The 14837-nt window shown below is 30.0% G+C and carries 14 protein-coding genes and 1 tRNA gene; 4 read left to right on the top strand and 11 right to left on the bottom strand.

The genetic code is table 11. From position 1 onward, the window contains the following. Positions 1–162: 162 nt before the first annotated feature. Entirely contained in the window at positions 163–555 is a 393-nt protein-coding gene (locus tag P2G10_RS11760; RefSeq protein ID WP_275316773.1) for a GNAT family N-acetyltransferase, read from the bottom strand. 138 nt (positions 556–693) lie between these two features. Between P2G10_RS11760 and P2G10_RS11755 the strand changes: the two genes are divergently transcribed. After that, positions 694–1587, top strand: a complete 894-nt coding sequence (locus P2G10_RS11755; protein WP_275316772.1) for an MBL fold metallo-hydrolase — start codon at positions 694–696, stop codon at positions 1585–1587. Beyond that, positions 1584–2015, top strand: coding sequence for a GNAT family N-acetyltransferase (locus P2G10_RS11750; RefSeq protein ID WP_275316771.1), 432 nt, complete (start codon positions 1584–1586; stop codon positions 2013–2015). The genes P2G10_RS11755 and P2G10_RS11750 overlap by 4 nt, the downstream gene beginning before the upstream one ends. A 36-nt stretch (positions 2016–2051) precedes the next feature. On the opposite strand, the gene P2G10_RS11745 is transcribed toward P2G10_RS11750, so the two are convergent. After that, a tRNA-Met gene (locus tag P2G10_RS11745) sits at positions 2052–2125 on the bottom strand. 102 nt (positions 2126–2227) lie between these two features. Here P2G10_RS11745 and P2G10_RS11740 point away from each other — a divergent pair. Together P2G10_RS11740 and P2G10_RS11735 are read left to right on the top strand one after the other, a co-directional pair. Beyond that, positions 2228–2611, top strand: a complete 384-nt coding sequence (locus P2G10_RS11740) for an START-like domain-containing protein (RefSeq protein WP_275316770.1) — start codon at positions 2228–2230, stop codon at positions 2609–2611. 97 nt (positions 2612–2708) lie between these two features. Beyond that, a complete protein-coding gene (locus P2G10_RS11735) occupies positions 2709–3539 on the top strand; it encodes an aminotransferase class IV (protein ID WP_218773426.1) in 831 nt (276 codons plus the stop codon). Here the strand turns inward: P2G10_RS11735 and P2G10_RS11730 are convergent. The 9 genes from P2G10_RS11730 to P2G10_RS11690 all read right to left on the bottom strand — a co-directional run bounded on the left by P2G10_RS11730 (position 3536) and on the right by P2G10_RS11690 (position 14832). Continuing rightward, on the bottom strand, positions 3536–4093 hold the full coding sequence (locus tag P2G10_RS11730; RefSeq protein WP_275316768.1) for a YqgE/AlgH family protein: 558 nt from the start codon (positions 4091–4093) through the stop codon (positions 3536–3538). The genes P2G10_RS11735 and P2G10_RS11730 overlap by 4 nt on opposite strands. 90 nt (positions 4094–4183) lie before the next feature. After that, positions 4184–4933, bottom strand: a complete 750-nt coding sequence (locus P2G10_RS11725; protein ID WP_275316766.1) for a LytR/AlgR family response regulator transcription factor — start codon at positions 4931–4933, stop codon at positions 4184–4186. A gap of 1 nt (position 4934) precedes the next feature. Next, positions 4935–6926 (bottom strand): sensor histidine kinase, encoded by a 1992-nt coding sequence (locus P2G10_RS11720; RefSeq protein ID WP_275316764.1) that lies wholly within the window; start codon positions 6924–6926, stop codon positions 4935–4937. Between the two features lie 108 nt (positions 6927–7034). After that, positions 7035–8120 (bottom strand): hypothetical protein, encoded by a 1086-nt coding sequence (locus tag P2G10_RS11715; protein WP_275316762.1) that lies wholly within the window; start codon positions 8118–8120, stop codon positions 7035–7037. A gap of 28 nt (positions 8121–8148) precedes the next feature. Further along, entirely contained in the window at positions 8149–8364 is a 216-nt protein-coding gene (locus P2G10_RS11710) for a hypothetical protein (protein ID WP_218773421.1), read from the bottom strand. 129 nt (positions 8365–8493) lie between these two features. Continuing rightward, the gene (locus P2G10_RS11705; protein WP_275316761.1) at positions 8494–9087 is read right to left on the bottom strand and encodes a TetR/AcrR family transcriptional regulator; all 594 of its coding nucleotides are present in this window, start codon (positions 9085–9087) and stop codon (positions 8494–8496) included. 29 nt (positions 9088–9116) lie between these two features. After that, complete coding sequence (locus P2G10_RS11700) at positions 9117–10538, bottom strand: efflux transporter outer membrane subunit (RefSeq protein WP_275316760.1); 1422 nt, start codon at positions 10536–10538, stop codon at positions 9117–9119. 4 nt (positions 10539–10542) lie between these two features. Continuing rightward, positions 10543–13680 (bottom strand): efflux RND transporter permease subunit, encoded by a 3138-nt coding sequence (locus tag P2G10_RS11695; protein WP_275316758.1) that lies wholly within the window; start codon positions 13678–13680, stop codon positions 10543–10545. Between the two features lie 18 nt (positions 13681–13698). Next, positions 13699–14832: an efflux RND transporter periplasmic adaptor subunit gene (locus P2G10_RS11690; RefSeq protein ID WP_275316756.1), complete on the bottom strand. Its 1134-nt coding sequence runs from the start codon at positions 14830–14832 to the stop codon at positions 13699–13701. Positions 14833–14837 lie beyond the last annotated feature (5 nt).

Genomic DNA, 14837 nt, shown 5'->3' with positions numbered 1-14837 from the left:
CATTCAGCTTGGAAGGCTGACGCTCTACCAACTGAGCTACTTTCGCATTGGTAAAGATTATTGCAATTACTTGCTGTGCTTTTAAATAAAAATAAGTTCTATTGTAAAGCGGTTGCAAATATAAAATAGTTTCTAGAATTTACAATGGTTTTTTACATAAAATTAATAAAATTTTTGATCTTCTCTCATAACTTTCACGAAATGAAAACCATAGATCTCAAATCCTTCATTATAATAAAATTTATGTGACTTCCTATTGCCTGTATAAGTGTTTAATTCGGCTGCTTCACATCCTTTAGCTTTTGTATAATCGTAAATCCATTCAAAAAATAGCTTTCCTAAATTTTTACCGCGGTATTTTTTATCAATAATAACATGATCTGGTTCTACACTTTTTCCCAGGTAATGACGCATACTATACCAAAGGCCAGAAATACCAATTAATAAATTATCATCAAAAATATTAACACACTCGTATGTGTTATAAGTAGCCATTTCTAATACACGTTCTTTTAAAAGATTAGTAGAAGTAGTTGTATTTATCTTTTTTATCAATAGGTTTAAAGCTGATATTCATTAATAGTTTAAAATTTTATAGAATATTAATAAGAGTTTCGTTTCTTGTAATTATATGGTAACTTACTTCTTGTAATTACAAAGTTCGTTAATAGTTGTGTATTTAAAATTAAAATCATGAAATTTAAAAAAGTAATAGCAGTAAGTTTATTAGGTGTATTTAGTTTAGGTGTTTTTTCTCAAAAAAAAGAAGTGAAAATTTCTTCTGAAAAAATAACAGAAAATATTTATATGTTGCAAGGTCAAGGTGGAAATATCGGAATTTTTGTAGGAAAAGAAGGTGTTTTTATGATTGATGATCAGTTTGCTCCCTTAACAGATAAAATTACCAGTAAAATCAAAGAAATTACAGATAAACCAATAAAATATTTGGTTAATACACATTGGCATGGAGATCATACAGGAGGAAATGAAAATCTAAAAAAAGAAGGTGTTTTAATATTTTCGCAGGAAAATGTTAGAAAAAGAATGAGTATGGATCAGGTTATAAAAGGGAAAAACAAAAAAGCAGCACCAAAAGAAGCATTACCTGTAATAACCTTTTCTAAAGATATGATGTTTCATATAGATGATGAAGATATTTTAGTGTCTCATGTTCATAACGCACATACCGACGGAGATTCTCATGTGTATTTTTTAAATAGTAATGTAATACATATGGGAGATACTTATTTTCAAGGAAAATTTCCTTTTATAGATATAGAAACGGGTGGAAGTATTGATGGTTATATAGCGTCTATAGGCAAGGTTTTGATGCTTGCAGATGATAAAACAAAAATTATTCCTGGACATAGAAGTGTTTCTAATAAGAAAGAGTTACAAATTTATAAAAGCATGTTGGTAACTTTAAGAAGCCGTGTGCAAGAAGCTTTAAATGAAGGAAAGTCGTTTGATGAAGTATCTAAAGATAGTAATATTACCAAAGAGTATAAGGATGAATATGGAGCATGGTTTATATCTGCTAAAAAATTTCGAGAAACTATATATAAGAGTTTAAAGGATAAGAAATGATTAATATTAAAGAAATTAAAGCAGAAGATACCTACGAGATAAGATTATCTGTTTTACGAAAAGAAATTGATTTACCGTATAAATTTAAAGAAGACTTTGATGAAAGTACTTTTCATTTGGGCGCCTATCATAATAATGAGTTAGTAGGAGTTGCAAGTTTTATTAAAAATAAAATGGAGGATTTTGAAGAGGATCAATACCAATTAAGAGGAATGGCTACAGTCTTAAAAGTGAGAGGTAAAGGTTATGGTAAAAAGATAATTAATGAATCAAAGAATATTTTAGGTCAAAAAAACACACATATTTTATGGTGTAATGCTCGTAAAGAGGCAGTTTCTTTTTATGAAGAGTTAAATTTTAATAAAGTAGGAGCAGTATTTAATGTTGATAAAGTAGGCGAGCATTTTAAAATGTTTACTAAAATTTAGGTAAAAAAAAACTCAAACCGTTAAGTTTGAGTTTAGTAGCGAAGAGCAGATTTGAACTGCCGACCTCAGGGTTATGAATCCTGCGCTCTAACCAACTGAGCTACCTCGCCTAATGCGGGTGCAAATATACAAGATATTTGGTTTTAAGCAACAAAAAATGAAATTTTTTTTTAAAAAATAAAGATATATATTGCCACCTCAAGAAAAAAAAAATGAGTAAAGTAAAGTTCGAATTAGAATTCCCGATACATGCATCACCAAGTATGTTATATAATAGTTTAGCAACTCCCTCAGGATTAGAGGAATGGTTTGCTGATAGAGTTAATTCTCGAGGAAAATTAATCACTTTTATGTGGGATGATTCTGAAGAAGAAGCAAAAATATTAGCTAAAAAGAATAATGAACGCATTAAATTTAAATGGGAAGAAAGTGAAGATGATGAAAGTTATTTTGAATTTAGAATAGAAGTAGATCCTTTAACTAAAGATGTAGTGGTAATTGTTACCGACTTTGCAGATGATAAAGATGCTGTAGAAGAAGCAAAAATGTTATGGGAAAGCCAAATAGAAAGTCTAAAAAACAGTATAGGAGCTTAATCTTTTATAGTAGCTATTAAAAACTCGACATTTTGTCGAGTTTTTTTATGGCTACTAATTACCTAAGCTGTAAATTTGCAATCAAATTTTTTGAGAGATGCTAAATTTTAACGGGAAAATAATATCAAATAAAGAATTACAATTATCTAACAATAATAGAGCCTTTAAATATGGTGACGCTATTTTTGAAACGGTAAGAGTACTTAATGCTAAAGTTGTTTTTTTCGAGGATCATTATTTTAGGTTAATGGCATCTATGAGAATGCTACGTATGAAAATACCGATGGAGTTTACGTTAGAATTCTTGCAAGAAGAAATTTTAAAAACTACAAAAGAACTTCCAAAGGCAGATAACTATAGAGTTAGATTAACTGTTTACCGAAAGGATGGAGGATTGTATAAACCTGAGTCAAACGAAATTGATTACTTAATAGAAGCATCTGAGTTTACTTATATAGAAAAATCTAGTTATAAAGTAGATTTGTTTAAGGATTTTTATAACTATTCAGGGTTGTTATCAACTATAAAAACTTCTAATAGGATGTTAAATACATTGTCTGCTGTTTTTGCAGATGAAAATGATTTAGACAATTGTATATTATTAAATGAAAGAAAAGGGGTTGTTGAAGCAACGAATGGAAATATTTTTATAATAAAAGATAACATAATAAAAACTCCGGCCTTAACAGAAGGATGTATAAAGGGAATTGTTAGAAAGAAAGTAATTGAAATTCTAGAGAAAAACTCAGAATACATTATTGAAGAAACTACAATTTCTCCGTTCGAATTACAAAAAGCAGATGAGGTTTTTATAACCAATGCAATTATAGGTATTCAAACGGTAACTAATTATCGTAAGAAAGAGTTTACCTCAAATATCACTAATAAAATTAAAAGTAGTTTAAAATTAGTAACAATAACAGGTTAATTCATTTGAATATCACTTGGTGCATTTGCCCAAATTTTATACTTACCGCCTTTTTGCAGCAGCTTTTCTTTCCACAGGTTTTTGTCGTTTGTTGTTAAAATATTTGTGTAATCATTTTCTGAAATAAACCAAGAATCGGTATTTAATTCATCTTCTAGTTGATTTGTTTCCCAACCAGAATATCCTAAAAAGAAACGTATATCAGTTGATTTTAATTTATTGCTTGTTAAAAGTTCCTTTAAAAGCTCAAAATTACCTCCCCAATAAATACCATTTGCAACTTCAATACTATTAGGTATTAAATTTGGTACTTTGTGTATAAAGTATAAGTTATCTTCCTCTACCGGACCTCCTTGGTATATTGTGAAATCACAATCTATTTCGGGCACTAAATCACTTAGTACGTAATTTAAAGGTTTGTTTAATATAAAGCCAACAGAGCTTTTTGACGTGTGTTCTGTTAATAAGATAATAGTTCTCTTAAAAGAACAATCATTTAAAATAGTAGGCTCTGCAATTAACAACCTGCCTTTTTCGAGTTTAAGTGCAACCATATACTTAATTATTTACATCACTAAAATAGGTAAAATTTTAATAAAAATTTAACATAGTTGTTAAAATATATAGTAAATAGTAAAAAAAGTTTATATTTTTTCTAAAATATGAATAACTTCATTTCGTTTTCGAACAGAAACAGGTATTGTAATTTTGTTTTTTAAGACCAAATATCCTCCGTCAGATTTAATGAACTCTTTGATATACTGTATGTTAATTAAGTGACTTTGGTGTACTCTAATAAATTCAAATTCTTTTAACATGTCTGCAAAGTACTTGAGTGTTTTACCAACTAAAATTTTTTGATTATCGATTAAAAAGAACTCTGTATAGTTATTATCGGACTTGCAACGTACAATATCATCTAAGTTTACCACAATAATTTTATCAGAAGTGCTTAAAGAAATCTTTTTTGGGCGCAAATTAGGTTGCTTTATAGATTCTTGTAAAACAGTTAATTGTTCCTTATCTGGTTTAATTTGAGTTTTAGCTTTATCAATGGCATTAGATAAATCTTCATTCGTATATGGTTTTAATATATAATCGATGGCAGCGAACTTAAAAGCTTTAATAGCGTACTCATCACTTGCGGTAACAAAAATTATTTTTGATGATAAATTAGGGTGAATTTCAAGAACATCAAAACCAGTGCCGTCACCAAGCATAATATCTAAAAATAAAATATCGGGTTGTTTTTTTCTTAATAATATGGATGCTTCTACAACACTTTTTGCGGTACCGATTATTTCTATTTCTTTGTAGTTATTTAAAATGTCGTTTTGTAACATTTTTAAAGCAGATGGCATATCATCAACAATAATAGCAGTTAATTTACTCATGTTAAAAATCAGTTTTTAAAGGAATTCTAAAAGATACTTTTGTTCCGGTTACCTTATTTTTATGGATGATTTCATCAATATTAAATAGGCTTTTTTTAGACAAGGCTCTAATACGTTCTTCAGTGATTTTAATAGCAACTGAATTATGAGAATTTGCGTTAGTGTCTTTTTTTAATTGATGAATTCCGATACCGTTATCAATAATAGTACATACTAAAAACTGATTCTTAATAGAGAAATCAATCGTAATTTTACCTTCTGATGTTGTTTTAAAAGCATGTTTAATACTATTTTCAACAAAAGGCTGAATTAGCATAGGCGGAATTAATATTTCTTCAGGATCTAGTTTTAAATCGGTAATAATTTCATATTTAAAAGTATTTGAACTCATTTGCTGCTCTAACTCTATATAGTTTTTAAGAACTGATATTTCTTCAGTTAAACTAATTTCTTCTTGTCTAGAATTATGTAGAATTCCACGTAACAACGTTGCAAATTTACTTATTGTTGTATTGAGTTCTGCAGATTTTCTGGTAGTGCCTAAAGCTTTAATTCCGTTTAAAACATTAAAAATAAAATGCGGATTCATTTGTAACTGCAGTGCTTTTTGCTCTAGCGACAATAAATGATTTTCTAACTGTAGTTTTTTAACTTTAGCTTTGTTTTTAGCTTTAATTTTTCGAATATAAAATAAAGTTACCACTGTTAATAAAAAGAATATTAAAGTGATGTTTGCCCATATAAACCAGTTTTTTTGATAAATAGGTGTATCAATAAAAAATTGAAAATGTATTGGCTTGCTTATTTTTTTAGCACTTTTTGATTGTACCGAAAAAGTATAGTTTCCGTAGTTTAAATATGGAAAGTCTACGGTATTTTTAGAAGTCCAATTACTAAATTCATTATTTAATTTATAGCGGTATAAAACATCTTTCGGATTGTTAATGTTAACCGTTTTATAAGTAAATGAAATATGGTTTTTAGTAGGTTTTAATTGTAAGGTTTTTTGGTAGTTGTTAATATCTATGCTGTCTAATGATTTGTAAACCACTTCAATATTTTGAAAGGTAATTACAGGATTTTTTTCTGTAACATTCTTACCTTTTAACTTATAAACACCTTTGTTTTTTGTGGCAATCCAAATATTCTTTTGTTGATCCTGAAAAACAGTATTTATTTTATTTGTTGTTAATGTATTGTATTTGTTGATGTTTTTTTCAAAGTTAAAATTTTCATTAAGTATTTCAATTCCGTCATTTTCAGAAATAATCCAAAATTGATTGTTAATAAATTTAATATCAATTATGTTCATTAAAGAGCTAGTAATTGTCTTAACCTGGTCGTTATTAATTAATTTAATGCCGTTGTTATAAGTAGCTGCAATTGTCTTTTTTTTATGAAAGATAATAGAAGTGTAATTACCTAAGTCTATTCTTTTTAAAAGAGTCGGATTAATTAATTTATCTAGTTTCCATAACCCTTTGTTGGTCGCAATCCAATAAAATGAACCGTCAAATTTTAAATTGTTTATTTTATTTAAATCAATCTGAAAATTGGTTCGAATATTAGAAAGGAAATCTTCACGAACTCTTAATATACCTTTATCTGTACCTAAAAAAGTACCATGATTTGTAGTTAGTATACAGTTAATTTTTTTTTCATCAAAAGAACTAAATATATTATTATTTCTAATACTTAATCCGTTATTACTACCAATATAAAGAGTGTTTTTCGTAGTAGTAACAACTGTTGATTTATCAGTTAGTAATCCGTCTTTTTTGCTAAAGTTTATAAACTCATATCCGTCAAAACGAGAGATTCCTTTATTAGAAGTAAACCATAAATAACCAATTTCATCTTGTGTAATATCAGTAATAGTTAAACTAGGTAACCCATCATTTAAATTATAATTTTTTAGCGTGTTTAACTGTGCAACTGTATTTGTAACAGTTAATGAAAAGATAAAAATAAATACATATTTAAGTAACTTCATAATAACAAACTTAACCAATTTAAACGTCATCGCGATAAAGTATAAGAAGTAATCTTTTTAAGATAAATACTGTTACTTTATTAGCGATGACGTTCCCCAAATATTAAATTATTTCATAGCGTATAAGCGTTTATTATTCGTGTCGGGTTTAATGTGTTCTAAGTCGCCAAAAGGTTTTGTAAGTGGCTTTAATACACACAGCACAGATGTTTTTCCTTTAATAAGTAACTTACTATCTTTTATTTTATAGGTCCATCTAAATTTTTCAACAGGAATATTTAGTTTATTCATCTTTTTCATTAAATCTTCATCATTGGCAATAAAATCCATTAACTCTTCTTGCATTACAAAAGTTGGAATTTCTTCATCTGAATGTAAATAATTAACTTCTAAACTTACAGGCACACTAAATTGTTTTGTATATGGCTCGCCTATGTAACGCTCTCTTTCGTTTGTTAAAGCAGCAAACCAATCTATGTCTCTTTCCTTCGGATATTTTTTAGCAATTTCTTTAGATAAATCTACTTTTCCTGGCGAATTTGCTGTCGGATAAAATACGTAATATGGTGCTGCTAAATAGTGATTCGTAAACTCGCCTCCGAATATATTAAAGTAAGGTGAAGCTACAACTTGCGGAACTTCATCCGTAGAAAAAGCTTGTTTTAAACTATTTAAAAGTGCTTCATTTTTACCTAAGCCGTTTGAATGAAATACAATTTTAGTGTTTATATTAATTCCTTTTTTTAGTGTTGGTAAATTACCTTTAGAAATACTTTTTTGTAAAGATTCTGTTGTAATTTTTTCTCCGTTTACAACCGTTTCAAGATGCATTCCTTTAAATGGGGTACTGTAGTTAACAATATGAATATCGCCGTACGGATTTTCAGTAGCGTTTTTATTCATCCACGTAATAATTTCTTCTAAAGAATATTCCTCATTTATGACACGGTATTTTTTATCTTTAAAATAAGCTCTAGCGTTATCATAAAATTTACTATCGCTTTTGTCATATCCAGCAATAAATACAATTGGTTTTCTTGAATTTAAATTAATCTTGTTTCCCGTTTCTTCTTTTTTAGCAATGTTTCCCAGCTCTTGAGTGTTGCTTTTTCTTGTTTTATCACAGCTTGTAAATGTTCCGATTAATAGTAGTAATCCCATTACTATTCCTACTTTTAAAATGTGTTGTTTCATAGGTATTGTTTTTAAGGTTATTATTTTATTATTGTTGTAATATGATCGTCACGTTCTTCTCTAAATTAAAATTAGTAGATAATTTATTTAAAATGTTTGGCAAGTTTCTGTCACTAATCCATTGACCATTTTTTTGCTTCTCAACAGAAGCTATTAATCCGTTGTTGTTTATCTGTAATTTTAAGCTGTTATATTTGCTTAAATACATTTTTAATACTGATGAGTAATTGTTGTTTGACCACATAATATTTGTTTTATATGTTCAAAAGTAGGAAGGAAGTAAGGAGTAATTTTAAGCTAATTAGAATTCGTAGTATATAAATTAGAATTCGTTAAAAAAGGAGTATATATAACTTAGTCTATACTTTTTAATTTACTTAAAGTAGGCATTTAAGTAGTGGTCGCTTAATATACTTTTAAGATTGTAAATTACTAAATGTTTAAAAAGTTCATCTTTATTAAAAAGTTCAAATAAGTTATTTTCTTTAAAAACAAGGTTGTCAATTCTAAAAAAATAAATTTTAACTATTAATTTTAAGTTTACCTCTGGTTTAATATCACCAGAATCTTGTGCTTTTTTTAATAAGTTGTATACTGTTTTATTAGATAATTCTTCAATAAATACGTCAAACAAGGTACTTGCTTTTGGGTAGTATTTATTTAAGCCAAAAAGAAAAGAGGGTTTAAAGTATTTTAAATACTCAAACCCTCTTTTATAAATTAATACGACACATAAGATAGGATCATCATTGTTATTGTTAATGATCTTATTTATGTCGTTTTTATATTTATTTAATAAGCTTTCTAGACTAGAAGTTACTAAGTCTTCTTTGTTTTTGAAAAAAGAATAAATTGTTTTTTTTGATATTCCAAGCTCACTTGCTAAATCGTCTAAAGTCACGTGTTTACTGCCAAACTGGGTAAATTTAGAGATAGCGAATTCTAGCAACTGAGCTTTGGTAATCATTTTAAGTTTATTTTATACGAGCCATTAATTTATCTCCATCCACCACCAAGTGCTTCATATAAATCAACAACAGACACTAGTTGTTGTAGTTGACTGTCAATAATATTAAGTTCTGCACTTAAGGCACTTTGTCTTGCTGTTAATAAATCTAAATAGTTAGCATAACCATTTTTAAGTAATTCTTCAGAGTTCGCTTCAGCTGTGCGTAAAGCTTCAACTTCATTTCTTCTGAATTCGAATTTCTTAACCTCAGACTCGTAACTAAACAGCGCATTAGATACTTCTGTACCCGCTGTTAATAAAGTCTTTTTAAACTGAAGTAAAGATTGTTCTTGCTGTGCAATGGTAACTTCTTTTTGAGTTTTTAACTTTCTTTGATTAAAAAGAGGTTGTGTTAAGCCTCCAACAATGTTAGAAAACAGTGAATTAGCATTTAATAAATTATCTAATTCTAAACTTTGAAACCCTCCTGAAGCTGTTAATGTTAATGACGGGTATAGGTTGCTTTTTGCTACGTTAGTTAACTCAAATGATTGTATTAAGTTATATTCGGCAGCCATAACATCGGGTCTGTTACTAAGTAAAGTAGATGGTACTCCTAGTACAATATCTTGTTCTATTTTTTGAATATCAAGCGTACTTCTTTTAAAACTTTGCGGTGCTTTACCTAAAAAAATACTTAAGGTATTTTCTGTTTTAAATATAGTAATTTCAATATCTATTTGTAATGCTTTTGCATTATTGTATTGTGCTATATTCTGATCGACAGCAACTTGTGTTACCTGACCAGCATCTTTTAAGGCTTTAATAGTTGTTACACCACTTTCTCTTGTAGCTATGGTTTGTTTTGTAATTTCTAATTGAGCATCTAAAGCAAGTAAGTTATAGTATGTGTTTGCTATACTAGAAATTAACTGGGTTTTTACAGCTTGATGTCCTGCTACACTTTTTAAATATGCTGCTTGCGTTGCTCTTTTATTACTTCTTATTTTACCCCAAATATCTGCTTCCCAAGATAAGTTAGCGGTTAAATCAAACTGATCTGTAGATCTTTCACTTAAAAAAGCACCAAATTGTGTGTTTTTAGATTGATCTTGATGCGTCCATTTTGTACCTATACTTGCAGATGGAAAATAACCAGCCTTACCTTGTTTGGCGTAAGATTGTGCTGCTATTATTTGTTGTAAAGCAATACGAATGTCTATATTATTTTGCAAGCCCTCTTCTATATACTGCTGAAGATATTGGTCTTTAAATAATGTTTTCCAAGATATATTTGCAATAGATATACTATCTGCTGGTAAATTATCTGTTCTGTAAAGAGCTTCCGTTTCAGTATTTAAATCTGGTCTGGCGTAATCTTTAGCCACAAAACAACTTTGTAGTGTTAACACTACAATTAGTATTAAGGCTCCTTTGCTAAGATTTTTATATGTTTTATTACGTTTCATTTTTTTAGTCTTCAATAGTTTGTATTGCTGGTTTACCCGAAACTTTTTCTTGTAACCATTGGAATAGTATGAATAAGATAGGAATAACAAAGACTCCTAAAATTGTACCAATTAACATTCCTCCTGCGGCACCAGATCCAATAGAGTTGTTTCCTTCTGAACCAACACCTTTTGCTAATACTAATGGCATTAACCCTAATATAAAGGCAAACGAGGTCATTAAAATTGGACGTAAACGTGCTTTTGCTCCATGTATAGCTGCATCAACAATACTTTCTCCATTTTTTCGTCTTTGCAATGCAAACTCCACAATTAAGATGGCATTTTTAGCGAGCAACCCTATAAGCATGATTAAGGCAATTTGGAAATAAATGTTGTTTTCTAACCCAAAAAATTTAGTACTTATATATGCTCCAAATACTCCAAAAGGAATAGAAAAAACAACAGCTAATGGCAGTAAATAACTTTCATATTGTGCACTTAATAAGAAATATACAAACAGAATACTTAATATAAAAATAAACGTAGTTTGGTTACCTGCATTTACTTCTTCACGTGTTAAACCTGAATAAGCAACTGTATAATTACTTGGTAATTTTGCAACTTCTTCTTCTATAATTCTAATAGCATCTCCAGTACTAAACCCATCATTTGTTGCACCAGTTATGGTTGTAGAATTAAATAAATTGAAACGGGTTACCGATTGCGGACCATACACACGTTTTAAATTTACAAACTGTGTGATTGGTGTCATTTCGCCAGAATCAGTTCTAACATACATACTATTCAACGCATTCTCATCTGCTCTATCTTCTGGTAATGCTTGTATATATACTCTAAATTGTTTTCCGAATTTAGAGAAATCCGAAGCATAAATTCCACCGATATAGCCTTGTAATGTTGAAAAGATGCTCGTTACCGAAACTCCTTTCTCTTTAGCTAAAGGCACATTAACATCCATTTCGTATTGTGGATAGTTGGTGTTAAATGAAGATGTCGCATATTTAATTTCAGGATGTTGCATTAAAGCCATCGTAAAATCATTCTTTGCTTTATCTAAATCTGCAAATTCGCCACCAAACTTATCTAATAAGTTAATTTCAAAACCAGCCGAGTTTCCAAAACCACGAATACTTGGCGGTGAGAAGAAAATAATATTAGCTTCAGGGATTGATGCTGCTATACCAAATAATTTTCCGGTAATCGCTTGTGCAGAAAGTGAGGCGTCTTTACGATCTCCCCAGTCACCTAATTTAATAATTCCGAAACCGAAGTTACTACCAGCACCACTAATTAAACTTCGACCTTTAACAAAGTTTACACCGACGATTCCTTCTGTACCTTCAATTTTTTCATATAATTCTCTAGATACGGCATCTGTTCTATCTAATGATGCTCCTGGAGGTAATTCAATATTCGCGAAAATAATACCTCTATCTTCATTCGGTACAAATCCTGTAGGTGTTGTATTAGATGCCCAATAAATTCCGACACCAGCAATAACTAAAAGTAGTACTGAAATAATTTTTCTTCTATATAAAAAGTGAAGAGATCTTCCGTATCTTTCTACGGTAGCGTTAAATCCACGATTAAATAAAGTGTAAAAACGTTTTAACGGACTCTTTCCTTTTAACTCTTCATCATCTTTATGTTCCTTTAATAATAGGGCACATAACGCCGGACTTAAAGTTAAGGCGTTTACTGCCGAAATAAGAATAGCAATAATTAAGGTTACACCAAATTGCTCGTAAAATACACCAGTTGGACCAGTTACAAACGTTACAGGAATAAATACTGCTGCCATTACCAAAGTAATTGAGATAATCGCTCCAGAAATTTCGTTCATCGCTGTTAACGTTGCTTTTTTAGGATTGTGTTCACCTTCATCCATTTTCGCATGGACGGCTTCTACAACAACAATGGCATCATCGACTACAATACCAATGGCGAGTACTAATGCGAATAGCGTTAATAAGTTAATAGAATATCCAAAAACATTCAAGAAAAAGAAGGTACCAATAATAGAAACGGGTACTGCAATTGCAGGAATTAAAGTCGATCTAAAATTTTGTAAGAAGATAAAAACAACTAAGAATACTAGTAAAAAGGCTTCTAATAACGTCGTTACTACTTTATCTATCGATGCATTTAAAAATAAACTGGTATCGTATGGTACAAAAATATCTAAGCCTTCTGGTAAATCTGCTTTTACCTGTTCTAAAGTTATTTTAATATTTTCAATAATCTCTTGTGCATTAGAACCTTTAGTTTGAAAAATCCCCATAAATACAGCAGGGTTTCCTAAGCTCATTGCGTTAGACGAATAGGATTGTGCATCTAACTCAATAGTTGCAACATCTTTCAATCTTAAAAATTCACCATTTCCTAAAGCTTTTATAACAATATCACTGTATTGACTTTCATCTTTAAAACGACCGCTATATGTTAATGTATATGAAAATGATTCCCCATTATTCTGTCCTAAAGAACCTGCTGCGGCTTCTAAATTTTGTTCAGCTAAAGCGGCAGAAATATCAGAAGGTATTAAACCATATGATGCTAATTTTTCAGGATTTAACCAAATACGCATCGCATAATCTTGTTGTGAAAATACACTAACATCCCCAACACCACTAATACGTTGCATAGCAGGAATAACATTAATTTTTAAGTAATTCTGAATAAATGTGGCATCATAATTCTCACTTTCAGAATACATTGAAATAAACATTAACACACTAGTTTCTTGCTTTTGCGTTATAATACCTGTTTGTGTAACCTCAGATGGTAATAAAGGTGTTGCTCTAGCTACACGGTTCTGAACGTTTACGGCTGCAATATCGGCATCGATATTTTGATCGAAATACACTGTAATTTCTGCGGTTCCTGTGTTAGATGCCGTAGACGTAATATACGTCATACCTTCTACTCCATTGATTTGCTCTTCAATAGGAATAATTACACTTTCTAAAACGGTTTCTGCATTTGCACCTGTATAATTTGCCGTTACTTTAATGGTAGGTGGTGCAATATCTGGATACTCTTCTATAGGTAGGCTTGAAATACTAATAACTCCAAGCAACACTATAATAATAGAGATGACTGTTGAAAGCACTGGTCTTTCAATAAATGTTTTTAACATGATTACTATGTTTCTAGGTTAATTAGATTTAAATAAAGTGGCTATAGGTTTAATAGCATCTTCAAAAGAAGTGTCTTGAGGAGAAATCACCATACCGTTTCTTAATTTACCAACTCCAGATACAACAATTTTATCATTGGTATCTAAGCCAGATTCTACAACATAGAGATTATCTACAGTACCTTGAACTTTTATAATTGCTGTCTCAATTTTGTTCTCAGCTCCAAGTTTAAAAATCATAATATTTCCTTGTTGTTCAAAAGTTGCAGTTTGAGGGACAACGATGGCGTCTTTATATTCTATAGGAAATTTTATTGTACCGCTGTTTCCATTGGTTAAAATTTCATTAGGATTATCAAAAGCAGCTCTAATTTTTATCGTTCCTGTATTTTGATTAACTTGTCCTGTACTAGTCTGAATTCTTCCTTTTTCAGAATATTCTTTTCCGTTGGCCAAAATCAAACTTAAGTCAGGTGAATTATTAATACGCTCTGCTTTCGTTTTCCCTTCAGCATTTTGTAAATGGTTAATGTATTGTGCTTCGTTAAAACTAAAGAATGCATATACCTGATCAATCTCACTTACAGTAGTTAATGGACGTGCATCACTTGGGCTAATTAAAGCTCCTTCTCTAAAATTAATTGAACCCACATAGCCATCTATTGGACTTTTAATCGTTGCATAACCAATATTTGCAGAAACTCCACTTAGGTTCGCTTTTGCCTGAGCCAAATTCGCTTTTGCTGTTTCTAATTGTACAGGACTAATAATGTTCTTTTCTACAAGTGGAATCAATTTATCAACTTCTACTTGCGCTACATTAACACGAGCTTTTGCTGCACCAGCATCTTGACTTAACGATTGTGTTTCTAATTTAAAAAGACTTTGTCCTTTACGTACTTTTTCTCCTTCGTCTACATATACTTTTTCTATATATCCTGCTGTTTTTGCTCGTACATCACTATTTACTATACCTTCTATAGTTGCTGGGTAATCAGTGTAACCTGTTACTGTTTTAGTTTGTAGTTGAGATACAGGCAAGGCTAGTGGTGTTGCAGCAGCAGTTGATTTTTTTTGCTTGTCGCCTCCACAACTTACAAATGCTAAGAATACACTTAGTGTTAATATGGTATATAATTTATTATTTTTCATTTTTG

It is taken from the genome of Tenacibaculum bernardetii (assembly GCF_029125915.1).
Taxonomy (GTDB): Bacteria; Bacteroidota; Bacteroidia; order Flavobacteriales; family Flavobacteriaceae; genus Polaribacter; species Polaribacter bernardetii.
This window is presented reverse-complemented; position numbering and strand designations above follow the sequence as displayed.

Coding starts and splice junctions, on each gene's coding strand:
- P2G10_RS11755 (WP_275316772.1), top strand. CDS start 694: ATGAAATTTAAAAAAGTAATAGCAGTAAGTTTATTAGGTGTATTTAGT.
- P2G10_RS11750 (WP_275316771.1), top strand. CDS start 1,584: ATGATTAATATTAAAGAAATTAAAGCAGAAGATACCTACGAGATAAGA.
- P2G10_RS11740 (WP_275316770.1), top strand. CDS start 2,228: ATGAGTAAAGTAAAGTTCGAATTAGAATTCCCGATACATGCATCACCA.
- P2G10_RS11735 (WP_218773426.1), top strand. CDS start 2,709: ATGCTAAATTTTAACGGGAAAATAATATCAAATAAAGAATTACAATTA.
- P2G10_RS11730 (WP_275316768.1), bottom strand. CDS start 4,093: ATGGTTGCACTTAAACTCGAAAAAGGCAGGTTGTTAATTGCAGAGCCT.
- P2G10_RS11725 (WP_275316766.1), bottom strand. CDS start 4,933: ATGAGTAAATTAACTGCTATTATTGTTGATGATATGCCATCTGCTTTA.
- P2G10_RS11720 (WP_275316764.1), bottom strand. CDS start 6,926: ATGAAGTTACTTAAATATGTATTTATTTTTATCTTTTCATTAACTGTT.
- P2G10_RS11715 (WP_275316762.1), bottom strand. CDS start 8,120: ATGAAACAACACATTTTAAAAGTAGGAATAGTAATGGGATTACTACTA.
- P2G10_RS11710 (WP_218773421.1), bottom strand. CDS start 8,364: ATGTGGTCAAACAACAATTACTCATCAGTATTAAAAATGTATTTAAGC.
- P2G10_RS11705 (WP_275316761.1), bottom strand. CDS start 9,087: ATGATTACCAAAGCTCAGTTGCTAGAATTCGCTATCTCTAAATTTACC.
- P2G10_RS11700 (WP_275316760.1), bottom strand. CDS start 10,538: ATGAAACGTAATAAAACATATAAAAATCTTAGCAAAGGAGCCTTAATA.
- P2G10_RS11695 (WP_275316758.1), bottom strand. CDS start 13,680: ATGTTAAAAACATTTATTGAAAGACCAGTGCTTTCAACAGTCATCTCT.
- P2G10_RS11690 (WP_275316756.1), bottom strand. CDS start 14,832: ATGAAAAATAATAAATTATATACCATATTAACACTAAGTGTATTCTTA.